Annotated in this window: 21 protein-coding genes; 12 read left to right on the forward strand and 9 right to left on the reverse strand. The window is 49.2% G+C overall.

The genetic code is table 11. The annotated features are described in order from the left end of the window. Positions 1 to 6 precede the first annotated feature (6 nt). The 5 genes from ACSYSY_RS06795 (at position 7) to ACSYSY_RS06815 (ending at position 4,999) form a co-directional block, all read left to right on the forward strand. Complete coding sequence (locus tag ACSYSY_RS06795) at positions 7 to 573, forward strand: redoxin family protein (protein WP_491706818.1); 567 nt, start codon at positions 7 to 9, stop codon at positions 571 to 573. Beyond that, positions 570 to 1,022: a cytochrome c-type biogenesis protein gene (locus ACSYSY_RS06800; protein WP_491706819.1), complete on the forward strand. Its 453-nt coding sequence runs from the start codon at positions 570 to 572 to the stop codon at positions 1,020 to 1,022. The genes ACSYSY_RS06795 and ACSYSY_RS06800 overlap by 4 nt, the downstream gene beginning before the upstream one ends. Positions 1,023 to 1,026: 4 nt before the next feature. Beyond that, positions 1,027 to 1,767, forward strand: coding sequence for a c-type cytochrome biogenesis protein CcmI (gene ccmI, locus ACSYSY_RS06805; RefSeq protein WP_491706820.1), 741 nt, complete (start codon positions 1,027 to 1,029; stop codon positions 1,765 to 1,767). A 161-nt stretch (positions 1,768 to 1,928) separates the two neighbouring features. Further along, on the forward strand, positions 1,929 to 3,584 hold the full coding sequence (locus tag ACSYSY_RS06810) for an NAD-dependent malic enzyme (protein ID WP_491706821.1): 1,656 nt from the start codon (positions 1,929 to 1,931) through the stop codon (positions 3,582 to 3,584). 20 nt (positions 3,585 to 3,604) lie between these two features. Next, positions 3,605 to 4,999 carry a class II fumarate hydratase gene (locus tag ACSYSY_RS06815; protein ID WP_491706822.1) on the forward strand — a complete coding sequence of 465 codons (1,395 nt, stop codon included), beginning with the start codon at positions 3,605 to 3,607 and terminating at the stop codon, positions 4,997 to 4,999. Positions 5,000 to 5,052: 53 nt separating this feature from the next. Here ACSYSY_RS06815 and ACSYSY_RS06820 read toward each other — a convergent pair whose 3' ends face one another. The 4 genes from ACSYSY_RS06820 to ACSYSY_RS06835 all read right to left on the reverse strand — a co-directional run bounded on the left by ACSYSY_RS06820 (position 5,053) and on the right by ACSYSY_RS06835 (position 9,614). Continuing rightward, complete coding sequence (locus ACSYSY_RS06820; protein WP_491706823.1) at positions 5,053 to 6,507, reverse strand: sugar porter family MFS transporter; 1,455 nt, start codon at positions 6,505 to 6,507, stop codon at positions 5,053 to 5,055. 482 nt (positions 6,508 to 6,989) lie between these two features. Continuing rightward, positions 6,990 to 8,429 (reverse strand): amidophosphoribosyltransferase, encoded by a 1,440-nt coding sequence (purF, locus tag ACSYSY_RS06825; RefSeq protein ID WP_491706824.1) that lies wholly within the window; start codon positions 8,427 to 8,429, stop codon positions 6,990 to 6,992. Positions 8,430 to 8,513: 84 nt separating this feature from the next. Next, a complete protein-coding gene (locus tag ACSYSY_RS06830) occupies positions 8,514 to 9,269 on the reverse strand; it encodes a CvpA family protein (RefSeq protein ID WP_491706825.1) in 756 nt (251 codons plus the stop codon). Positions 9,270 to 9,317: 48 nt separating this feature from the next. After that, complete coding sequence (locus ACSYSY_RS06835; RefSeq protein ID WP_491706826.1) at positions 9,318 to 9,614, reverse strand: hypothetical protein; 297 nt, start codon at positions 9,612 to 9,614, stop codon at positions 9,318 to 9,320. A 174-nt stretch (positions 9,615 to 9,788) separates the two neighbouring features. Between ACSYSY_RS06835 and ACSYSY_RS06840 the strand changes: the two genes are divergently transcribed. Both ACSYSY_RS06840 and ACSYSY_RS06845 read left to right on the forward strand, forming a co-directional pair. Then, positions 9,789 to 10,439, forward strand: a complete 651-nt coding sequence (locus ACSYSY_RS06840; protein WP_491706827.1) for a hypothetical protein — start codon at positions 9,789 to 9,791, stop codon at positions 10,437 to 10,439. Then, on the forward strand, positions 10,436 to 12,118 hold the full coding sequence (locus ACSYSY_RS06845) for a ShlB/FhaC/HecB family hemolysin secretion/activation protein (RefSeq protein WP_491706828.1): 1,683 nt from the start codon (positions 10,436 to 10,438) through the stop codon (positions 12,116 to 12,118). The genes ACSYSY_RS06840 and ACSYSY_RS06845 overlap by 4 nt, the downstream gene beginning before the upstream one ends. Before the next feature lie 43 nt (positions 12,119 to 12,161). On the opposite strand, the gene hemA is transcribed toward ACSYSY_RS06845, so the two are convergent. Further along, positions 12,162 to 13,379 carry a 5-aminolevulinate synthase gene (gene hemA, locus ACSYSY_RS06850; RefSeq protein WP_491706829.1) on the reverse strand — a complete coding sequence of 406 codons (1,218 nt, stop codon included), beginning with the start codon at positions 13,377 to 13,379 and terminating at the stop codon, positions 12,162 to 12,164. A gap of 384 nt (positions 13,380 to 13,763) precedes the next feature. Here hemA and ACSYSY_RS06855 point away from each other — a divergent pair, with 384 nt between their 5' ends. Beyond that, positions 13,764 to 14,993, forward strand: a complete 1,230-nt coding sequence (locus ACSYSY_RS06855) for an MFS transporter (RefSeq protein WP_491706830.1) — start codon at positions 13,764 to 13,766, stop codon at positions 14,991 to 14,993. 78 nt (positions 14,994 to 15,071) lie between these two features. Here ACSYSY_RS06855 and ACSYSY_RS06860 read toward each other — a convergent pair whose 3' ends face one another. The 3 genes from ACSYSY_RS06860 to ACSYSY_RS06870 are packed head-to-tail and all read right to left on the reverse strand — an operon-like array spanning position 15,072 to position 16,619. After that, a complete protein-coding gene (locus ACSYSY_RS06860) occupies positions 15,072 to 16,079 on the reverse strand; it encodes an aldo/keto reductase (RefSeq protein WP_491706831.1) in 1,008 nt (335 codons plus the stop codon). Positions 16,080 to 16,106: 27 nt separating this feature from the next. Continuing rightward, positions 16,107 to 16,439 (reverse strand): carboxymuconolactone decarboxylase family protein, encoded by a 333-nt coding sequence (locus ACSYSY_RS06865; protein ID WP_491706832.1) that lies wholly within the window; start codon positions 16,437 to 16,439, stop codon positions 16,107 to 16,109. A 48-nt stretch (positions 16,440 to 16,487) separates the two neighbouring features. Continuing rightward, positions 16,488 to 16,619 carry a hypothetical protein gene (locus ACSYSY_RS06870; RefSeq protein ID WP_491706833.1) on the reverse strand — a complete coding sequence of 44 codons (132 nt, stop codon included), beginning with the start codon at positions 16,617 to 16,619 and terminating at the stop codon, positions 16,488 to 16,490. Between the two features lie 178 nt (positions 16,620 to 16,797). Between ACSYSY_RS06870 and ACSYSY_RS06875 the strand changes: the two genes are divergently transcribed. Then, complete coding sequence (locus ACSYSY_RS06875) at positions 16,798 to 17,709, forward strand: LysR family transcriptional regulator (RefSeq protein ID WP_491706834.1); 912 nt, start codon at positions 16,798 to 16,800, stop codon at positions 17,707 to 17,709. Between the two features lie 14 nt (positions 17,710 to 17,723). Here the strand turns inward: ACSYSY_RS06875 and ACSYSY_RS06880 are convergent, their stop codons facing one another. Further along, a complete protein-coding gene (locus tag ACSYSY_RS06880; protein WP_491706835.1) occupies positions 17,724 to 19,340 on the reverse strand; it encodes an NAD(P)/FAD-dependent oxidoreductase in 1,617 nt (538 codons plus the stop codon). Between the two features lie 123 nt (positions 19,341 to 19,463). On the opposite strand from ACSYSY_RS06880, the gene ACSYSY_RS06885 reads away from it, so the two are divergent. The 3 genes from ACSYSY_RS06885 (at position 19,464) to ACSYSY_RS06895 (ending at position 23,744) form a co-directional block, all read left to right on the forward strand. After that, the gene (locus ACSYSY_RS06885) at positions 19,464 to 20,561 is read left to right on the forward strand and encodes a cation diffusion facilitator family transporter (protein WP_491706836.1); all 1,098 of its coding nucleotides are present in this window, start codon (positions 19,464 to 19,466) and stop codon (positions 20,559 to 20,561) included. A 15-nt stretch (positions 20,562 to 20,576) separates the two neighbouring features. Continuing rightward, positions 20,577 to 21,494 (forward strand): cation diffusion facilitator family transporter, encoded by a 918-nt coding sequence (locus ACSYSY_RS06890; RefSeq protein ID WP_491706837.1) that lies wholly within the window; start codon positions 20,577 to 20,579, stop codon positions 21,492 to 21,494. A gap of 117 nt (positions 21,495 to 21,611) precedes the next feature. Next, entirely contained in the window at positions 21,612 to 23,744 is a 2,133-nt protein-coding gene (locus ACSYSY_RS06895; RefSeq protein WP_491706838.1) for a TonB-dependent receptor, read from the forward strand. Positions 23,745 to 23,749: the final 5 nt, after the last annotated feature.

Below are 23,749 nucleotides of genomic sequence, written 5' to 3' on the forward strand. Positions count from 1 at the left end.
TTATTTATGGCTTTGACACGCCGTCACCTCCTTACAGCTTTACCGGTACTGGGCACTGCCGCCATCGGGATTGGCTTTGGAGAAATGCTGAAAAATATGAAAACCGGGCAGTTTGATCCCCACGCGATCGATACCCCTATCCTTGACCGGAAACTACCAGATTTCCCTTCCCTTGAAGGACTGAACGGGCTCAGAGAGGGATTTTCATCAGCAGATCTTCGCGCTCAGACTTCGCCTGTTCTTATTAATTTTATGGCTTCCTGGTGCGTCCCCTGCGTTCTGGAAATGCCCTTTCTGAAGACTGTTGCGTCAGAAGTTGCGATATGGGGTATTGTTTATAAAGATAAGGCAGAGCGCGCTGGGGCCTTTATTCAGCGCAATGGCGCCCCCTATCAACGCATTGGACAGGATCCACAAGGAACTGCTGGCATTGAATGGGGCGTTACAGGCGTGCCGGAAAGCTTTCTGATCTTCCCGGGAGGGAAAATCGTCTGGCACGCCAGTGCCGCCCTGAATAAGGAAACTTTCCAGCGGGAAGTCCGCCCACTTCTAGCGCAAGCGGCTAAAGGATGAAACGCCTTCTCTTGATCCTCCTCCTTTTCACTCTCCCTTTAAGAGCGATAGCGCTGGACAGTCCGCAGGAAAAACTGAGTGATCCCGCTCTGGAGCAGAGAGCCGAACATCTGGGCTCCCAATTACGGTGTCTTGTCTGCCAGAATGAAAGTATCGAGGATAGCAGTGCCGACCTTGCACGGGATTTACGTCGCATCGTACGTGAGCAGGTCAAAAAAGGGCAATCCGATCAGCAGATTATGGAATGGATGACACAACGTTACGGTGATTTCATCCGTCTGCGGCCTGTTTTCAACCTACAAACAGCATTACTCTGGTTTATGCCAGCCTTAGCTTTTATAATAGGCTCGTTCGCAGCCTGGCGTCTCTGGAGACGGCCTGAAACAGACATTCAGGCATTAAGTGACGAAGAAAAAGAACGCCTTAAGACCCTGTTACATAAAGAGTGAGCCTATGTCCTTCCTTCTGGGTGCGTTTCTCATTACGATTATTGTCCTCATTCCTCTTGGGATGAGTTTATGGCAGCGCTCTGTTGCCACGAGGGAGACAACGGATAGCACTGTTGATCTTTATACAACACAGCTTGACCATTTACAGAAAGAGCTGAAAGCCAATCTGATTGACCAGCAATCCTATGATAATGCCCGGACAGAAATAGAGCGCCGTTTACTCAACAGCCCGGTCCCGCCTCCCCCTGTAAGAGAAAAGGAAGGTGGTTCCCAGAAACTGATTCTGATCAGTTCCATGGTGCTCATACCCCTGATGGCTATCTGGATTTATGCGGAAAATGGCGTCCCCTCTTTCCTCTCTGAAAAACCCGCCCATCAATGGTCTCCCAAAAACTTCAACCCCCAACTGGCTCAGATAAACCAGCTTGGCAAACAGGCCGCAAGCCTTTCTCCAATGGATAAACGCTATAGCCTTGTGCATGAGCAGTTAGGCGATCTGAAAGCCCAGATTGGACTGCCACAGCCTGCTCTTGAAGAATGGAAACTTGCCCTGAAAGGGCATTTCACCCCGGAACTGGCACTCAAGGTTGCCGAATCTGAAACCGAACAAACAGGGCATGTGTCTCCAGAAGCTCTGGAACTTTACCATAAAGCCCTTGATGCAGCCCCACCGGATGCCCCCTGGCGCCTGGCGGTGGAAACCAGAATTGCCACTGGGGAGCATGATAAAGACCACAAACAATGAACGACTCTGTTATAGAAGGGAGAGTATTTCTCCCTTCACTCCGCGTTCCCGCTCCGTGAAAAACAGCCTTTTATTTTACGCGTCATTTTCCTTCTGAAAATGCAGAGCACTGCGCCAGAACATTTTTTCTGCATCCTTTCTGGCTTTGAAAGATTTTAATAATGCCGACACCCCTTCCGATCTCACTGACAGGTTCTGATCTGCTCAATGACCCTTTCCTCAATAAAGGGCTGGCTTTCCCGGATTCTGAGAGAAAAACCTTTGCTCTTGAAGGATTGCTCCCTGCTGGTGAACTGACATTGGAGCAACAGGTAATAGCTGCCTATGAATCTGTTACAAATCTGAAGGACACATTAAGCCAGCATGTTGCACTACGGGCCTTGCAGGATGAAAATGAAACCGTCTTTTATGCCCTGATGGAAAAACATCTCCTTGAGATGATGCCTCTGGTCTACACCCCCGGCGTGGGAGAAGCCTGTCTGAATTTTTCCAAAATCTGGCACCGTCCAAGAGGGCTTTATATCACAGCCCGTGACACTGGCCGGATGGCCGATATCTTCGCCTCTTCTGATTATGATGCGATCCGCATGATTATTGTTACGGATGGGGAACGTATTCTGGGATTGGGAGACCTCGGCGCCAATGGGATGGGCATTCCCATTGGCAAGCTGTCTCTCTATACCGCCTGCGCTGGTATCAACCCGTCCTGCATGTTGCCGGTGACTCTGGACGTAGGGACCGAAAATGAAACACTTCTCAATGACCCTGCCTATATCGGGCTGAAGCAACCTCGCCTCCGTGGGCAGGAATATGACGATTTCATTGAAGAATTTGTGACAACGATCAAGGCACGCTGGCCGAATATCCTGCTTCATTGGGAAGATTTTGCCGGGCGGAATGCCGCCCCTCTTCTTCAACGGTACCGTCACGAAATTTTAAGCTTTAATGATGATATTCAGGGAACCGCGGCGATCGCAACAGCCGCGATCCTGTCTGGTCTGAAGAAAAAAGACGAAACACTTTCCCAGCAACGGGTCATGATCGTCGGTGGTGGTTCTGCCGGATGCGGTATTGCAACGCAGCTTTATCAGGCCTGCCTGGCTGAAGGGCAGAGTGAGAAAGATGCATTGGAGCGTTTCTATCTGTTCGACCGTCCTGGTCTGCTTCTCAAATCCATGAATGATTTAACAGAAGGCCAGAAATTCTTCGCCCGTGCAGACGCTCTATCCTGTGGCACACATGCTGAACTGGCTCAGATTGTTGATGAAATTCGCCCGACCATTCTCATAGGCGTTTCAGGGCAGGCAGGTCTTTTCACAAAAGATATGATCGTCAAACTGGCACAACATTGCCCTGCTCCTCTGATCTTCCCTCTTTCAAACCCAACCAGTCACGTTGAAGCAACACCTGAAGATATTTTACGTTGGACGGACGGCAAAGCCATTGTCAGCACAGGAAGTCCCTTCCCTCCTGTCTCGTTTGGTGATCGTTCCATCATCATTGATCAGACCAATAATGCTTATGTCTTTCCCGGTCTTGGGCTCGGGGCCCTGGCCTGTCAGGCAACCGAAATCAATGACAGAATGTTAATGGCTGCAGCACAGGCTGTAGCTGAAACCGTGCACGCCATGCACAGCGAAACCCTTCTGCCGCCTCTTTCAAAGATCAAGACTGTTGCCCTGAAAGTGGCCCGTGCTGTGGCACTTCAGGCGCGTGAAGACAAACTTTGCCCGGATTTTGACGATGCCACCCTTGAGCAGAATATCGCTGCTTTAAGCTGGCAACCTGTTTACCGTCCCTATAGCCTCGCCTCCTGATTTATTAGAAAGACACACTCATGAAATACCGTACAGAAACTGATGGCATGGGGGAAATTCAGGTCCCTGAAGATGTATTATGGGGCGCGCAGACCCAGCGTTCTCTCCATTATTTCAGCATAGGCCATGACTTTATCCCTTATGAAATGATTGAAGCTTATGCCATCATGAAGCGCTCCTGCGCTCTGGCAAATGCTTCAAGCGGACGGTTATCTCAGGAAAAATCTGCCCTCATCGTTACAATTTGTGACGAAATCAGAGAAGGCAAGCATAACAGAATGTTCCCCCTCCATGTCTGGATGACAGGGTCCGGGACACAATTCAATATGAACGTGAATGAGGTCATCGCCAACCGGGCCAGTCAGATGACCGGACAGGCCCTGGGAAGTAAAAAACCCCTACATCCTAATGACGATGTCAATATGGCACAGTCAACCAATGATAACTTCCCCACCGCGATGTATATCGCCAGCGCGCTTGCTCTACAGAACACGCTCCTTCCAGCACTGACACGTTTTGAAGACGCCCTTGCCTGCAAGGCAAAAGAGTGGGCTGATATCGTCAAGGTAGGGCGCACGCATCTACAGGATGCCGTGCCCATTACACTTGGCCAGGAATGGCTGGGTTATACAGGCATGATCCAGGATAACAGAACACGCCTTGAAGACGCTCTGAAAGGCTTGCTCTCCCTCGCTCTTGGTGGAACCGCCCTTGGCACAGGCGTCAACACTGAAGCTGACTTTGCGGAAAAAGCCTGTTACGAAATTGCACAGCTTACAGGGCTTGATTTCCATAGTGGCAGGAATAAGTTCGCCTTGCAGGGGGCTCATGACGCGCTGGTGCATCTTTCTAGCTGCCTGCGCACACTGGCTGGCAGTCTTTTCAAAATCGCCAATGATATACGCCTGCTGGCCTGTGGGCCACGTGCAGGTTTCGGTGAGCTGACCCTTCCTGCCAATGAGCCAGGCTCCTCTATCATGCCGGGAAAAATCAACCCGACCCAGGCAGAAGCCCTGACAATGCTTTGCATCCAGGTTATGGGCAATGACCTGGCAACAGCTCTCGGCGGGGCAAATGGTATGCTGGATATGAATGCCTATAAGCCGCTCATGATTCATAATATCATGCAAAGCCTGACCCTGCTTCATGACGGTATGGAAAATTTCCGGAAATTCTGTCTTGAGGGAATTCAGCCTAACAGGGCGCAGATACAGAAAGCCCTGGATCATTCCCTCGTTCTCGTCACAGCGTTATCTCCCGTTATCGGCTATGATAAAGCCTCACAAGTCGCCCATTACGCTATGGAACACGATTTAAGCCCAAAAGACGCCGCCTTGAAGCTGGGCTTTATCAGTGCCGAGGATTATGACCGTGTCGCTGATCCAAAATCAATGCTGAAACCCAATATTAGCTGAAGAAAAACCACGTCATAGAGGGCACGCATGAAGCCCTCTATGCCTCTCCTCCGCTACGAGGATGTTTCCGCTTCATGAGCGATACTGGTATGGCCTTTCCGCGGGCGGAATGTGCCGTTTTTTAAAGCGGTCTCAATATCTTCGAGGGTTGCTCCTGCTGTTTCCGGCACCAAGAAATAAACAAAGATCAGAGAAAGCAGATTAATCCCTGCATAAAACCACATCGTCCCTCCTAATGAAATAAGCTTTACCAGAGAGAGGGCCGTCACTGTTACCAGCAGGTCACTCCCCCACAGCACAGCAGCATGAAGTGACGTCGCCTGACCGCGCATGGAAAGAGGGAACATTTCAGCGCCCAAAAGCCATCCTATGACCTGAATACTGCCAGAATTGAACATCATGAAAAGCAGCATAAAGGCAATGACAAGATAGGACCCAACACTCCCTTGAGCGGGATGAAGCAGAAACATGATTCCAAGCCCTATAAGAGACAGAACAGACCCAGGCGCCATAATCAGGACCAGACGGCGGCGGCCAATCCTGTCTACAAACAGACACCCCAGAAAGGTCATGGTCAGATAAATAATCCCGATCCCGAGACTGGCCAATAAGGCCGATGAATCACCAAACCCTGCATCCTCCAGAAAGGTCGGAGCATAATAGATCATCATTTCCAGGCCGCCAGCCTGTGTGAAGAAAGCGACGCCCAATGCGGCCACCAGAGCGGGTCTCACCCAGGGCTGGCACAAACCCCGCCACCCCTGATTTTCTTCTTCAGAAGAGGCAATATTTTCCTTAATCTGGGCAATTTCCTCTTTAATTTCCTGTCGGTCATCGCGCAGTGTCTCAAGAATAGGAACCGCTGCTTTAACACTGATATTTTCCGCAACCCAACGAAAACTTTTAGGCATAAAAAACATTACGATAAATACAAAAGCAGCTGGCAACACACCAAGAAAGATCATTCCCCGCCACCCCAGACTCTGCTGGGCGGTCAGGCCAATAATATTGGCCAGCAGGATCCCTACCCCGATGGAAACGTTAAAGAAAAGCGCCAATGTGCCACGACTGGCCGCCGGCGCCAGCTCTGATATATACATGGGCACAACCTGAGAGGACCCACCAACAGCACACCCCAAAAAGACTCTGGCAGCGATCAGACTTGCGATATCAGGGGAGACCGTACACCATGTTGCGCCTACAACAAAAATCCCTGAAACCAGAATAATCGTTGCCCTGCGCCCATATCTTTCAGAAAAATAACCTGCACCTAAAGCCCCGATAACAGCCCCTAACAGGATAGCCGCTGTAACAATTTCCTGTAAAAACGCGTTAAGATGAAATTCGCGCGTAATCAGTAAGAGCGCACCAGAAATAATGCCGGTATCATACCCATAAAGTCCACCACAGCTCCCTGAAATCAAAGCCGCTGTCACCAAAGTCCATTTTGCGTTAAGAGACAGCCCCTGATCGTCAGAAGGGGTAATCCCTACATCTGTATCTTTCATGCCCTACCTCCTTATCGCAAGTCGCTTACATATCTAAAATATCTCCACACACATATTTAAGGATATATTTACAGAACGCGTAACCAGCATAGAGATTCAAAAATACTCATCAAACAATTATTAAATTTTGACATTATGTCCCCTTTTATATAACTTAATTATTTCACCTTATAAGAATATACTTCCAATAAAGATGAAAAATTTTGAATGATCACTTAATATTTAAAAAGTGATTTTCACATCATTCTTCAAGAATGAATTGTAATTCGACAGAATTAATATCGATTTTATACATTAATAATGATTAATTTTCAACACAAAAAATTCTATGTTTTTTTGTAATAAAATTTCTGTGTTATAGTTACGGATTTTACTTTTTATGCTTAATAAAAAGTAAACTATATTAATGTTCTTTAAATAAAAGAATACCCGTTTCTATAGATATAGAAACGGGTATTACATAGAATAGAAAACAAGATTCTTTATTTGAGAAGGTTACCCTCTTTATCAACAAGTGAAATAGGGTAATCACCGCTGAAACAGGCGTCACAATAACGATGACGCGCTTCTTCCCGTCCGGGATAATTCAAGGCACGGTAAAGCCCATCAAAACTGATGAAAGCAAGACTATCAACCCCGATCGCTTCCCGCATTTCCTCAAGTGTATGCGTTGCCGCCAGAAGTTTGCTTTCATCTGGCGTATCAATCCCATAGAAGCAGGGGTGCTTTGTCGGGGGAGAGGTAATGCGCATATGCACTTCCGTCGCTCCGGCAGCCCTTACCATATCAACAATTTTGCGGGATGTTGTGCCTCTCACAATAGAGTCATCAACCAGAACAACCCGTTTCCCTTTCAGAACTGCCCGATTGGCTGAGTGCTTCATTTTCACCCCCAGATGGCGAATCTGATCTGTCGGCTCAATGAAGGTGCGCCCCACATAATGATTGCGGATAATTCCCAATTCGAAAGGGATACCGCTTTCTTCAGCATAGCCAATTGCAGAAGGAACACCTGAATCCGGGACAGGCACAATAACGTCGGCCTCTATAGCAGCTTCACGCGCAAGTTCAGCCCCGATACGCGTGCGGCTATTATAAACTGAGCGATCTTCCAGAACGGAATCAGGGCGAGCGAAATAAATATATTCAAAGACGCAGAAGCGATGGCCTGTTTTGCCGAATGGCCGGATCGACTCAACACCTTTATGGTTGATAACGACCATTTCACCGGGCTCAATATCGCGCACAAAGTCAGCACCGATAATATCAAGCGCACAGGTCTCACTGGCCAGAACCCAACCGCCATTTTCTTCTTCATAGCCGGGAACACGTCCTAAAACGAGAGGTCTCACTCCCAGCGGGTCACGCATCCCGATCAAACCATTATCAGGTGTCAGAGCGATCAGTGAATAAGCACCCTTGACCTGCTTGGCAGCGTCGATCAACCGCTCAACAACCGTGCTATAAAGAGAGATCGCAATCAGATGAACAAAAACTTCTGTATCCGTGCTGGACTGGAAAATACAGCCGCGATTAACCAGAACTTTGCGCAAGGTGGCCGCATTGGTTAAATTGCCATTATGGGCAACGGCCAATCCACCAAACGCGTAATCAGCGTAAAAAGGCTGTACATTGCGTAAATGCGTACCACCCGTCGTGGCATAACGATTATGCCCGATTGCCGCAGCCCCTGGCAGGGACGCAATCACTCCGCTATCGGCAAAGACTTCTCCCACAAGCCCGAGGCCTCTGTGCTGATGGAAAATCTTACCATCAAAACTGACGATCCCCGCAGATTCCTGCCCTCTATGTTGCAAAGCGTGAAGTCCCAATGCAACGAGAGCCGCCGCATCCGGCATCCCCCATACACCAAAGACGCCACATTCTTCATGAGGACGGTTTGAAATTTCAACAAGTGACATAAAGGCCCAACCTATGGGGGAATCCCCGCCTTAAAGCAAATAAACACCAGGGATACAAAGACACGCTCAGCCTGCAACACCCCTTCACTGACTGTTCGTTTCCTGTAATGTATTTGTATCTGGTAAGGCAAGGTACGATTGCAAGGAAGGGGGCACATATCCCTGCAAAATTTGTATCCCCTTTGTAATAGCAGGCATAAAAACGCTGCCCTGTGTCACAGATGAAAGCCAGTTTCCTGATGCCCAACCGGCCACCAGGCAGAACACAACAATCAAGGCATATCCGCGAATTCCACCAAAAGCCAGACCAAGCAGACCATCCAGACTTCTCGATAAATTACTTTTGGCGATATAGGAAACCCGGTCCACCAGTGTACTGAAAACGAGCACACCGATTATAAAAACAGCAATCCTTGTCACCCAGAGAGCAATATTGGAATTCTGAAGAGCCTGCGGCAAGGAGGGATTAGCCCACGCCATGACGGCATTGCTCGACCTGAGTGCCAGCCACAAGGCACCAATCCAGACCAGAATGCCGGAAAGCTCGCGTGAGCCCCCTCTTATCAGGCCCAGTAACACTGAAAGACCAAAAAATATCAGACAAGCTGTATCAAATGAGCTCAACTTATGCAGCTGATCAATCAAATGGCTGCTATCGACACCATTTACATGCCCCGAAGCAGCGGCATCCGGGGTGGGACCTGCTGCTCCAGGATTTACAACCGCATCCTGCCCGGCTGTTGCGGTATCGGAAGGGGGGGCTGATGATGGATCACCAGGTGCCGGGATGGCCTGCTCCGGTGTTCCGGGATCGTTTGGTGGAGGGGGCTCTTCGTCCATAAAACATATCTCTGTTAATTATATAGTACAGCCTGAACCAAAAGGATATTACGGCAGCTTCGTCGTGCGGTAGGGACCGCCCTTTCGAGCCCTTATTCCCCGACGAAGCAGATCTTCAGACAAGGCAATACGTTCATCCAGTTCGGCCCAGACTTCCCGGAAATCAATATTTTGCTGTTTCCATAACATTTCAAGATTACGTAGAAAAGCGGCACTTGTCTGAGCAAGATGTGGTTTTTCTCTCCGCAGGTAAGCCAGAATACAGGCACCTGCAAGATCAGCCACACGATCGACACTTTCCTGTTTCTGACAGGATGCTTTTTTTTCAGATACTGAGCCAGTCATAAAATGATGATGCAATGTCTTGAGAGAATGAGCAAGAAAATAGGCAACGAAGCCTGATTATAAATGGTCTTGAGGTAAGAGTTTATCAACCACTTCATGCCATGGTCATGTTTCCGTAAGGATCATCCTCATTCTTCGGATCAATTGCCTTTTCATGATTCTGAGCATCAGTTTATGTCTCCTTCCCCCTTTTTGTCGCGCCCCCTCCCCTTGATACTAAGCGTGCTATCCATAGCGTCTCTATCAAGAGCTGACGCCCAGCGCGCAGCTGGTTTTGCGGCAGGGGCACGGAGTTCAACAACCAGCAACACCATGCTGGATAATGTGGTCGGAAATCGCAATTCACCGGTTAAATCACAGACCAGCGCGACAGGTGCACAATATAAAGTTACAGCGGATGGGACGATCATTGCCCCCAATGGGCTCATTGTTAATAAGGGCTGCACCTCGCGCGGCAATCGTCAGGCACCACAGAATAGTCGCTACCGTTTCACATTTGCCCCACTGGAGAAAAAATTTGAAACGGTTCTGATCGGTGTCAGCACTCAGCCCAACCATAGTCGCAGGGCAACACTTAATGCCTCTTTTGCTCCTTCTGGTGTTTACGTGGTACCGTCACCCTGCATTGGGGATGAAAAAAATGATCATAGCCTGACAATGGGGGCCGCTGCCTCTCTGGCCTCTGTCAGTGGCAATATTTTCACCCTTGCCGGCAATCGTAATGATGTCAGCGATGCCAATAAAGCAACGACTTTACCTGATGGAGACGTAAAACTTATCAGCACGTCCCCTTATGGGCCCAGCGATGTGCGGATAGGTCCATGAAATCTTTCTGTTTTTGCAGAACCATATTACTGGGCCTTCTTCTCTCTCATGACATAGCGATGGCCGAAACCAGAAAGGAGGAAGGTAAAACAGCGCTTCCCCTCCTGCGGGGCATTATTTTTGAGCAGCAGCCTGCAAGGGAGGGAAATCATAAAACGCCTCCTCTCTCGCCGTCTCTTTTAAAACTCACCCATTCCAAAGCCATAGGAAAGATAATCGCAGCCTATATAGGTCATCCTTTATCCTTTGCACAAATTGATATTCTGAAAGGCAAGCTCAGCATCTTTTTTCGCCTTCATGACAAGGCGTTTCTCTCTGTGAGTGTCCCCCCACAGGTCGTAAAGAAAGGCCTATTGCACGTAGCTCTGCTGGAATATCGCCTGGGAAGAATTACCGTTCAGCATAACCATTGGAGCCCTGACTGGACCATTCGCCGTGATAGCGCCCTTCTGCCGGAAAAGCCCCTCAGTCTGGTCACGCTCCAGACTGATCTGAACTGGATCAACCGAAACCCTTTTCACACAGTTGATATGATTTTTTATCCAGGGAAGGAAAATGGCCATACCGACGTGGAGCTCAGTGTCGCTGACCGCTTTCCCGTTTATGGTTATGCGGCTTTTTCCAATCAGGGAGACCCGACCACAGGGCGCCTGAACTGGTACGTAGGGACCTCATGGGGAAATGCTTTTAATCTTGGGCAGATCCTGACCTATCAATTCAACCGTTCTGATACAGGACGTTCCAATAATCACGCTGCCAGCTGGACAATCCCGTTGCCCCGTCGCACCGCGATCCAGATCTATGGCAGTTATTCCCAGACACACCCCTTCTCTGACGATGAGAACGAAAAAGATACCGGTAAAAGCGGCCAGGTCTCCATTCGCTGGCTCCACATGATTGACCATATAACCCTGGGAAAAAATTTTGGACTGGACGGCATTCTGCAAATTGGTTTTGACTGGAAAACGACCAATTCAGACACATATAAACCCTACATGCCGGTGATAAAACGCCATGCCTATATTTCGAACGCTGATACAAACCAGTTTGTCATTGGTTATGATGGCTCTGTTCAGGACCCCTGGGGGCAGACCAAACTGAATAACCAGTTTTATTACGGTCCGGGCGGTCTGACCCATCATGACACAAAAAAAGCCTATAACTCCATCGCTGAAGGAAGTGGGCCCCGTTATGTTTATGACCGTCTTTCACTGACGCGCTCTTTTTCCCTCCCCTGGAAATTTTCCACTACCACCAAAGTCACGTTTCAACGCGCTTCAAAAAACCTGCTTTATAGTGAACAACTTTCAGCAGGGGGGCTGAGTAACGGGCGAGGTTATTTTGTAAATAGTTCGTTCGGCAGCAACGCCAACAGCTTTAGTGAAGAGCTGTTTCTGCCCTCTTTCTCTCTTGCAAAACTGCTGCACCTACCTCTGCTTGAAGATACCCAGAAACTCGGTTTTTTCTGGGATTGGGTCGATACAAGGCAGGTTAAGAGGACCTCTGATACGTCGCGCTCCGCAACCCTTTCCAGCGTCGGGATTGATGTGAACAGCACAGTCAACCGCCACCTTAACATCACCTTTGATGTGGGGTGGCGATTAAGACATGTTCCCATGACGGCCTTTGCAGAACCCAAAGGGGCTTTCTGTGATTTTCAGCTCGTTGCCGGCTTCTAGAAAAAAACGCCGATTTTTCATCCGGCGCTTTTACGTAGCAAAATCAGGCGGCTTTCACCCTGGCATATTCGAGGTGATATTCATCCCATAACGTCGCCAGAGCGGCGACCAGTGAATCAATATCAGCATCTTTATGCAGGGGCCCCGGCGTTAAGCGCATACGCTCTGTCCCGCGTGGGACAGTCGGATAATTGATCGGCTGGACGTAATGATCAAACCGGTTGAGCAGATCATCACAGATCTGGCGACAGAGTTTGGCATCCCTCACCATAACCGGGACGATATGAGTCGGGTTCATCAAATAGGGAATACGTGCCTGATCCAGCTTTTTGCGCAGATAGGCAACTGCATGCTTCTGGCCATTACGTTCAACATTGCTGGCTCTGAGATGCTTCACACTGGCAAGCACACCTGCTGCAATAACAGGTGGCAAGGAAGTTGAGAAGATAAAGCCTGAGCCAAATGAACGCACAAAGTCGCATAAAGCCGCTGAACCGGCAATATAGCCGCCAACCACGCCGAAGGATTTTCCCAAAGTCCCTTCAATAATTGTCAGGCGGTGCTCAAGCCCCAGCTCCTGGGCAAGCCCCCCTCCCTGAGCGCCATACATACCGACTGCATGAACTTCATCGAGATAGGTCATGGCATTGTAACGGTCTGCCAGATCGCAGATCGCCTCGATCGGGGAGACGTCCCCTTCCATGGAATAGACGGATTCAAAGGCAATAATCTTGGGCGTTTCAAGAGGGATTTCCTTGAGGTGACGCTCAAGATCCTCAAGGTCATTATGGCGGAAAATTCTTTTCTCTGCCCGTGAATGACGAATCCCTTCAATCATGGACGCATGATTAAGCGCATCAGAGAGCACGACACAATCTTTCAGGCGTGCAGCAATCGTCCCGAGAGTGACCCAGTTTGAAAGATAGCCTGAATTAAACAGGAGCGCACTTTCCTTGCCATGAAGGGCTGCCAGTTCTGCTTCAAGAGCCACATGATAATGATTGGTCCCGGAAATATTGCGCGTCCCGCCAGCCCCTGCGCCTGTTTCATCCAGCGCTTTATGCATCGCCTTCAAAACCTCGGGATGTTGCCCCATGCCAAGATAATCATTGGAGCACCAGACCGTTACGTCCCGCCCTATGCCGTGGTGAAAGGCTCTGGGAAAATCCCCGGCTTTCCGCTCCAGCTCTGCAAAATAACGATAACTCCCGTCAGCATGTAAACCATTAAGGGCTTTCTGAAACAGACTGTCATAATCCATGAAATAATACTCTTTCCTCGCAGAACGATCTCTTCCTTCCCCAGACGGGATTACTGAAAACAGAAACCGCGCTACGGCTTTTTAAAGATAATGATCGCGCTGACCCTATTCGCCCATTATCTTTTTTTCAAGTAAACTCTGCTTATTTACGAGATAAAGACCGTCTCGAAAAAACCAGACATATCCAACAGTTACAAACAGCTCACTGCCTCACTCGTTGTCTATCTCATTAAAGGCGTCGTTCATTCACGTTTCTCTGACTGAGAAACGCGCTCCAATAAGTGATGGGAAAGCGGACAGATAAAATTTTGCTCCTTTCTGGAAAATAATGTTAATCCCCTCAGACTTTTTCCCAATTCCTTGTCTGGTTCCTTTTCCTTCTTCATGACTACAGAAATTCCTTCCTCACAATCTGGTTTTAAAGCTCTTTTTCCCTATTGGCAGGTCACTTTTGCAGCCTTTATGGGCTGGTTTCTTGACGGGTTTGACCTGACCACTTTCATGTTCACAATCCCTGACATTGCCAAAGATCTGGGATGTACCATTTCGATGCTGGGTGGTGTATTACTGGGACAATCTATTGGCAGATTTATAGGCAATACACTCTGGGGATGGCTGGCAGACCATTATGGCCGCAAGCCTGCTTTTATGATCGGCGTCCTCTGGTTCGCCGTCTTTTCTGCCCTTACAGGTTTTTCTCACTCTTTACTCACCCTCATGATCGTTCAATTCCTGTTCGGGATCGGGTTTGGAGGGGAATGGACGGCCTCTGCGACATTATTGATGGAAACAGTGCCGGGGTCCCTACGTTCTCTTGCCTCAGCCATTATGATGTCGGGTTATGAACTTGGTTATTTTGCTGCCGCAGGGGCACAAGCCCTGATTCTGCCTCACTTTGGCTGGAGAGTGCTCTTTTTCATCGGTATTATTCCCGCTTTACTGTCACTTTTTATTCGCTTTGGAGTGAAAGAAAGCCCCATTTGGCTGGCTCAACGCCTAAACCGCCAGAAAGAAAGAGACGTAAAGCAGGGACCGCCTTTCCACTTTACATGGAGCCATGCTGCCATCCAGGCAATCAGTCTGATGAGCATTCTCGCTTTTCAAAAAGCAGCTCTTTACACATTTTATCCAACCATTTTACGCAGCTATCATCACTTGTCTCCGCAGGCCGTTTTCTGGCCTATTACCCTTTATTGCCTAGGGTCTTTCAGCGGTAAAATTTTATGTGGGAAACTGGCCGATCATTTTGGTAATACCAAAGTCATGATCGGCGCAATTCTCACCGTTATGGTCATGATCTGGCCTTTTCTCTGCATTGAAAACCAGACTTTACTTTTAGTGTCAGCCTTTATTACCGGTGGAGCGGCCTCTGGCATTTTTGCCCTGATACCCCACTACCTGGCCCAACGCTTTCCTTCCGACCAACGCAGCTTTGGTATGGGGGTAAGTTATGCCCTCGGTTCACTGGGGCAAGGACTGGCCGGGAAAATTGTTCCATTCTTTGGAGCAACAGCGGCCACACTTCCTCTTTCAGCCGTAGCTTTTGTATTAGGCTCCAGCGTTCTGACAGCACTCAGCGCTCTTTATAAACCCAAAGACATGCCAAAATTCTGAGTTTGTCCCACCATGCAACCATAAAGACAGTATGTCCTCACTAAAACCGGACAATACTGTCTTTATACTCGTCCTTAATTAAAGAACCTTGCGTCCTTCCACCGGATATCCCGGGTCAGTATATCCGGGTGTGGAACAATGGCCGGGCTTTACCAGATTATTGATAAAGGCTTCGTCCTCTGCTGTAATAGTCACATCGAGAGCAGCGCCATAGCTTTCCCATTGTTCGTAGGTTCTTGGACCGGCAATAACGGAACTGACCAGCTGGTTGTTCAAGATCCATGCCAGGGCAAACGCCACAGAGCTCACATTCCGGCTTTTGCAATAATCAGCAATTTCACGGGCTATTCTCAGTGATTCCGGGCGCCATTCTGTCTGCATAATGCGCATATCCCCACGCCCGGCCCGTGTATCGGCTGCTGGAGGGGCGCCGGGTGCGTATTTGCCTGTCAGCACACCACGCGCAAGCGGGCTGTATGGCACAACTCCGAGGCCGTAAGCCTCAGCCGCGGGAAGCTGCTCCACCTCACAGGTGCGATCAACGATATTATAGAGGGGCTGGCTGACAACAGGGCGCTCCATCCCCAATTTATCGGCAAGGCGGACAAGCTCGGCAATCCGCCATCCTCTGAAATTCGAGACGCCATAATAGCGCACTTTCCCCTGACGGATCAGGTCACTGACCGCCCGCAGCCCTTCTTCAAGAGGCGCCTCAACGAGGGCACGGTGGAAATAGAGAATATCAATATAATCCGTCTGCAAACGCTTCAGGCTTGCCTCAACAGTCTGTATGATCCATTTTCTGGACTGGCCTTGCTGATTGGGCCCGGAATCTGCACGCCCATAGCCGAACTTGGAAGCAATAACCCAGTCATCACGCCGCGCTGCCAGCGCTTTCCCGATAACGGTTTCTGAATTGCCGCCTTGATAGACATCTGCCGTATCGAGGAAATTGATCCCCTGATCATAGGCGCTCCCAATAATTCTCCCTGCCGCCTGCTCTCCTGTTTCCCCGCCAAACATCATGGTCCCGAGGCATAAAGGCGAGACTTTCAGAGCACTTTTACCAAGATAACGATATTTCATCAGAACCTCTTATATAAATCTATTCAGTTATGTGGGTGTTTCTGTCTCAGCAAATACCTGCCGTGCCACCTGTAGGGCGGTCATCGCTGTTGGCCATCCTGAATAAAAAGCCAGATGGGTGATAATTCCAATGATCTCCTCTTTTGTGACACCATTTTCCAGTGCTTTGCGTAAATGAAACGGAAGCTCATTGTCCCGGTAAAGAGAAATCAGGCTGGAAATCGTGACAATACTGCGTTCACGTTGCGATAAAGTTGTATTGGCCCACACGCGACCAAATAATATGTCATCAGAAATTTCTGCAAGTTCAGGCGCAATATCACCAAAACTTTTACGAGCCGCTACAGGTTTTTCAGTCATGATCCAAACTCCCCGTTTGAGAGAAACATTCAGTTGTTTTTCTGGCAGTTATTTTTCTGGAAAGGTTTTTTTATGCGATCCTCCCTCAATGCCTGTTACAGGATGCGCCTCAGCTCTCTCTTCATCAACCAGAAGAACCTGACAGACTTCATTGACCACTCTTCTGAAAGAGTGTCTCATAACCCATAATTTGAGAGAAAACCGCCATTTTTCTTGATTTGTGATGAACTTTATTCATTATAATAATGAGATATTCTCACTATTGAAAAACCATCTTTTATCAAAATCCTGCTATGTTACTCATTGTAACAGCCCGGATCATAAAACAGAATAAACCGTAAAAGAGAGTATTCCTGCCTTGATAAAACTTGAGCGCTCTGACCTTGCTGACTGTGTTTATTTTCTTGCCATTGCACGGCATGGAAATTTCAGAAAAGCAGGGCTGGAAATGGGCGTCAGTGCCTCTGCTTTAAGTCACTCTCTTAAATCCCTCGAAACACGATTAGGCGTTCGTCTTATCAACCGGACCAACCGAAGCGTCACGCTCACCGCAGCCGGAAGCGCCTTACAGGATTCGATCAGCGCCCCTTTTAAAACAATTGAAAAAACCTTCGAGGATTTGAACCGGTTCCGAAATGAACCAGCGGGATGTCTGCGCCTCAATATCGTTACAGATGCGGGGCCCCTTTTACTCGGCCCAGTACTTCCGATCTTTATGGAACGTTATCCGCATATTAAAATTGAAATAACCTCAACAAACCGTATGGTGGATATCATCAAGGAAGGTTATGACGCTGGAATTCGTTATGGGGGTACGGTCCCCCAGGATATGATTATCCAGCGCCTGTCGGGCGACATTCGCTGGATTGTAACAGGTTCCCCTGCTTACCTGGAGCGTTATGGTGTGCCTCAGACGCCCTATGATCTGAAGCACCATCAATGCCTGCGGATCAGATTAGGCAATGAAGATATTTATCAATGGGAATTTCAAAAAGAAGGCAAAGAATTTTCTCTTTCCGTTCCCGGCACGATCACAATTAATGAGAGCCAGACAGGCCTCGCCTTAGTACAGAATGGTGCGGGCCTGTTTTTTGCCGCAGAACCCGTTCAGGCAGCCTTACTGGCCACGGGACAGACCAGAATTGTTCTGGAGGACTGGTCTGTAACGGGGCCCGGATATTACATTTACTATTCCAGCCGCCAGCAAGTGCCACTAGGGCTGAAACTGCTTATAGAACTTATCCGGGAAATACGCCCTCTCGGTTTTTAGAGGGTCACATCCTTTTAAGGTCTTAAACTTTCAATCAACCATTCAGCCGCTCTAATCCCGTCAATTCCGGCAGACAGAATTCCCCCCGCATAACCGGCTCCTTCTCCGGCGGGGAAAAGTCCCTTGATGGTCGGGCTTTGTCCGGTCTCATCGCGCTCAATCCGCAAGGGCGATGACGTGCGGGTTTCAACGCCGGTCATCACAGCGTCTTCCATCGTAAAACCCTTGAGTTTGCGGTCAAATTGGGGAAGCGCCTCTTTGAGACTTTCAGTGACGAAATCAGGAAGGCAGTCCCGCAGATCCGCGGGTGTCACACCCGGTTTATAGGAAGGCTCAACCTCACCCAACGTCACAGAAGCACGTCCTGCCAGAAAATCCCCGACTTTTTGCGCAGGGGCTTTATAATCGCCCCCACCGGCTTTAAAGGCTGCTTTCTCCCAATGACGCTGGAACTCAATTCCCGCCATCACATCATCTGCCGCATAATCAATGCCCGGTTTTACCTCGACAACAATGCCACTATTGGCATTGCGTTCCGCACGTGAATATTGGCTCATGCCGTTTGTAACAACCTGCCCCTCTTCAGACGTTGCGGCCACAACCTGGCCGCCCGGACACATGCAGAAAGAATAAACACCCCGGCCATTAGAGCCATGATGGACGAGTTTATAATCGGCAGCACCCAATAATTTATTGCCAGCCTCCTGGCCAAAACGCTCGCAGTCAATCAGTGATTGCGGGTGTTCTATACGCACACCAATAGAAAAAGGCTTGGCTTTCATGGCAATGCCAAGCTCATGAAGGATTCGGAATGTATCTCTCGCAGAATGTCCCACGGCCAGGATTACATGACGGGCTGGAAGCGTTTCTCCATTGGAGAGAGAAAGCGCCTTCAGGCGGCGCTCACCACTTTCACCCTCTGTCTCAAAACCATCAACACGCGTATTAAAGCGATACTCACCGCCCAAAGCCTCAATCTGTTCCCGGAAGGATTGCACCAGACTGACCAGACGGAATGTGCCGATATGCGGTTTCGAGAGATACAGAATTTCCTCAGGAGCTCCCGCTTTTACAAACTCTTCGAGCACCTTGCGGCCTAAATGCCGCGGGTCCGAAACGCCGGAATAGAGTTTGCCGTCAGAAAAAGTCCCGGCTCCCCCTTCCCCGAACTGCACATTGCTTTCCGCTGTGAAAACAGATTTCCGCCAGAGAGCAAATGTATCAACGGTGCGGGTGCGAACGTCACGGCCGCGCTCGCAGATAATTGGCTTCAATCCTGCGCGGGCCAGAATCAGACCAGCGAGAAGCCCGCAAGGTCCAGCCCCGATCACAACCGGCCTGTCTGCTTCAGACGCCAGGTTGGCAAGAGGCTGTGACCAGCTCATATCAGGTGTCAGGCGGATATGGGGATCGTTCTGAAATCGTTCAAGCACTGTGGCTTCAGAAGCAAGCTCACAATCAATCGTATAAATAAAATGAATATTATGGCGCTTGCGGGCATCATAGCCACGACGAAACACATGGAAGCTCAGCAATGCCTGTTCTTCAATGCCCAACCGTTCCAGAACAGCCTGTTTCAGGTCCTCTGTTATATGCGTAAGCGGCAGGCGAAGGTCTGTAATACGAAGCACTGATGAACTCTTTAATTTTGTGTGGCTTATACCAAGGCGATAAACCCCTTTTTCTAAAGTAAATTCAGTTGTAGAAATAGTTTTTTCTTACCTTGCTGCCTCTGCATGGGCTATCACCTCCCTATGAGCCACATTTCGCATCACTCCCATAGCCATGATGATCATCATGACCACTCCCATTCTCACGAGGGAGGATTTGGTCACCATCATCATCACGCACCGGCCTCTTTCGGAGCGGCTTTTGCCATCGGCATTACGCTCAATATGGTCTATGTGCTGGGTGAGGCTCTCTGGGGCGTTCTGGCTCACTCTCTCTCATTGCTGGCCGATGCAGGGCATAATCTCTCGGACGTGCTGGGTCTGGCGGCTGCCTGGTTTGCCCAGTCCCTGGCGAAAAGAGCCCCTTCCGGGCGATTCACATATGGTCTGAAACGCGCCACGATCCTGACCGCTCTGACCAATGCCGTTATCTTGCTGCTGGTCACAGGGGGGATTATCTGGGAAGCTATCCTTCATCTCATCCACCCTGAAACAGTCCAGGGCGCAGCCGTAAGCATCGTGGCTTTTATCGGGATCCTCGTAAATGGCGGAACAGCATTGCTGTTTATGAAAGGCTCGACCCATGACCTCAATATGCGCGGTGCCTTCCTCCATATGGCGTCTGATGCGGTGATGGCTCTGGCTGTCGTCATTGCGGGTGTGCTTATTGCAGGAACGGGCTGGAATATTATTGACCCCATTGTCAGTCTGATTGTCTCATTCACCATCATCTGGGCCACGTGGTCTTTACTGATACAATCTCTTAATCTGGCTCTGGACGGCGTGCCGACATCAATTAACACAAGCGAAGTTGAACAGGCCCTGCGGACCCTGCCGGAAGTCGCCGATCTTCATCATCTCCATATATGGGCCATGAGCACAACGGAAACGGCTCTGACTGTTCACATCGTGCCCCGGGCTCTGACGCCCTCTCCAACCGCTTCCCAGCTTATTACCCAGGCGCGGCAGATTATTGCAGAAGGGCATGAAATGCTGAGGCAGCGCTTCTCCATTCATCATCCGACCTTTCAGATTGAAGACCGCATCTCCACTGAGCAGGATAATGTCTGCCCTGATGAGCAATGCCCCGGTCAGTCCTGTTCAGAATCCCTTCCGCCTGCCGAACATGGCGAGGCTACACATGCTCCGTCCTGTCATGACCATGCGCACCACCATCACTAATCCCTTTTCTGAATCATGACGTCTCTACAACTTAAAATTGCCCGCTTTTCCATTGCTGTCAGTATCATTGTTCTGGCCATTAAATATGGGGCCTATGCGGTTTCTCATTCCAGTGCCCTCCTCTCCGACACGATTGAAACAATTCTTAACGTCATTGCCGCAATCGGGACTTTAGGGGCTGTCACCATTGCGTCTCACCCCGCTGACACCAAGCACCCTTACGGTCATGGCAAGGCGGAATATCTCTGGGCCGTTATTGAGGGGACACTGGTCGTTCTGACAGCCATCGGCATTTTCCTGATCGCCTGTTATGATCTTCTGCACCCTGCCCCCTTGAAAGAGCCCTTTTTCGGGGTTCTGCTCAACGCCCTTGCCGGGATTATAAACCTCATCTGGGCGCTCATCATGATTTCCATAGGGCGGAAGCGTCATTCACAGGCTCTGGCCTCAGCGGGAGAGCATGTTCTGTCTGATGTCTGGGCCAGTCTGGCTCTGGTCATTGGTGTGTCTCTCATCCCGCTTCTGCATTGGCTATGGCTCGACCCGGTTCTTTCCATGCTGGTTGCACTGAACGTATTGCGGACCGGTTTTGGCATGATGAAGCAATCGACCAAAGGGCTAATGGATGAATCCCCTGATCCGGAACTGGTAAAAGGTGTTCAGAACGTCATCGCCCAAAGCGGTAAAGAGGCACTCGAAGCCCATGATTTACGGATGCGCCGGGTTGGAGCTCTCTATTTTGTCGATTTCCATCTTGTCGTCATCGATGACATGTCCATTACTAAAGCGCACGATATCTGCGATAAAATTGAAGCCGCTATCCGCGATTATCTGGGAGACGCCTCCATTAATATTCATGTCGAACCTGAAACGGTTGCTGAAGAGGAAAAGCGCTCAGGCCAGAAGCATCGTCACGTTCTGACATTGTCATAAATCAGGACACGTGTTGCCGAGATCAGCAGCCAGCACATTACAAGAAATTTTATTGACTTTTCGCTCACATGAAATTCAATATTTCCGGTTTTATGGTTTTTTTTGTGAGCGTTTTTCTTGGCCATTCTTTTACGTTCCGGCTTTTTCTGGTCAATAACAGCCATTGGATGGCTCTCTGCTGTAACGCCTTTATTGGCAGAAGACGTCACATCTGAGCCTCATAAACGCACTGAAGATCATATTACCGTCCGCGCTTCCAATCCCGGCCGTTCACAGGTCACCTCTTCAGGGGCGACGTCTTATCATCTTTCGTCACAAAATATTGAAACCCTGCCACAGGGAGAAAACGCCTCTTTCAATCAGGTTATGCTGCATATGCCCGGCGTCGTCGGGGACAGCTATGGTGAAGTACATGTACGTGGCGAGCATGGAAACCTGACTTACCGTATCAATGGTGTCTTACTGCCGGAAAGTCTGCAAGGGTTCGGACAGGTTGTTGATACACGCATTGTGCAATCCTTTAACCTTCTGACTGGTATTTTACCTGCCCAATATGGGCTTCACACTGCCGGAATTGTGGATATTACGACCAAGAAGGGAGCGGGTCTCAATCATAATGAGCTCTCTCTTTATGGCGGAAGCTATAATACGATCAATCCCTCCCTTCAGCTGGGAGGCAATCACGGCAAACTCGATTATTTTATCAGCCTTTCTTATAATCATAATACGCTCGGCATTGAAAACCCGACAAATTCGTTTCGACCTATTCACGATCTGACGCAACAGGCAAAAGGGTTTTCCTATCTTTCCTGGAATTTTGATGCTCATAACAGCCTGACCCTCATAACCAGTACTGCCTATGGGGATTTTCATCTCCCTTCCACCCCAAACCTGGAACCTCTTTATCCTCCTGAAGGGATGGGAGACGAACAGCCCCATCATCTCAATTCGCGCTTTATTAAAGACCAGCAGAATGAGCAGAATCATTACGCCATTCTCTCTTATAATTATAAGCAGAATGACTTCGGGCTTCAGGTTTCCCCCTATTTCCGTTATGGCAGGCTGGCTTATTTCCCTGATGAGCAAAAGGACCTCATTTATCAGGGTGTTGCCCAGAAACAGATCAATGATTTTACGACAGGCGGAATGCAGGTTGATCTGCATTGGGACATCGCCCCCGGCCATATTCTACGCGCCGGCCTGCTGGGACATTATACGGACGAAAAACTCGATACGAACACCCTTGCCTTTCCAGCAGATCATGAAGGCAATGCAACCTCTTCAATCCCACGGCGCCTGATTGATCATTCCGGAAACTGGGCCATTGAATCCAGCGCTTATATTCAGGATGAATTCCATATCAGCCGTTACCTTACTTTTAATTACGGTGTGCGATACGATAATTTTTCATCGTCCTTTACCCACGGCAACCAACTCAGCCCGCGGGCTTCCTTTATCTGGAAACCCACCCGGAAAATCACCCTCCATTTGGGCTACGCACGTTATTTCACGCCGCCTTCACCACAATATCTCTCCTCGAAATCCCTAAAATATTTCGAAAACACAACAAATGCGCCTGAAACAAGTCAGAATGGAGCCCCCAAGGTTGAAACGTCTCATTATATTGATGCCGGACTGACAGCTGCCCTGACCCCACATCTTGACTTCAGTCTCGATGGATTCAGCAAATGGGCTCATAATTTGCTTGATACAGGGCAATTTGGTCAGGCCATTATCACAACGCCCTTTAATTACCGGCGCGGCCAGATTTATGGGGCTGAGACAGGGCTTTCCTACCATTCAGGCCCCTGGCAGATTTTCGGCAATTTCTCTTACGTCCAGACCTATGGGCAAGGGATCAGCTCAGGGCAATATCATTTTGATCACGATGAGCTCGATCACATCAGGAACCACCGTATTCCCCTCGATCACCAAGGGAAATATACGGCCAGCGCCGGTATCTCATGGCACACGAAACGTCAGCTTGTGTCACTGGACTTTCTTTATGGAAACGGCCTGAGGAAAGGCTTTGCCAATATGGGAAAACAGGCCCCCTATGACGTGTTCAATCTAAGCTACCAATATAGCTTTCTCCACCTTATCCCCGGCCATAAAATCAAAGCACGTGTGGATGTTATGAACCTCTTTGATAAACATTACACACTCCATGATGGCAGCGGGATCGGCATTTTCCAGCCCCAATACGGCCAGAGACGCAGTGCCTATTTCAGTCTGATCGGGGAGCTATAACGCTC

Source organism: Aristophania sp. ESL1100 (genome assembly GCF_058511235.1).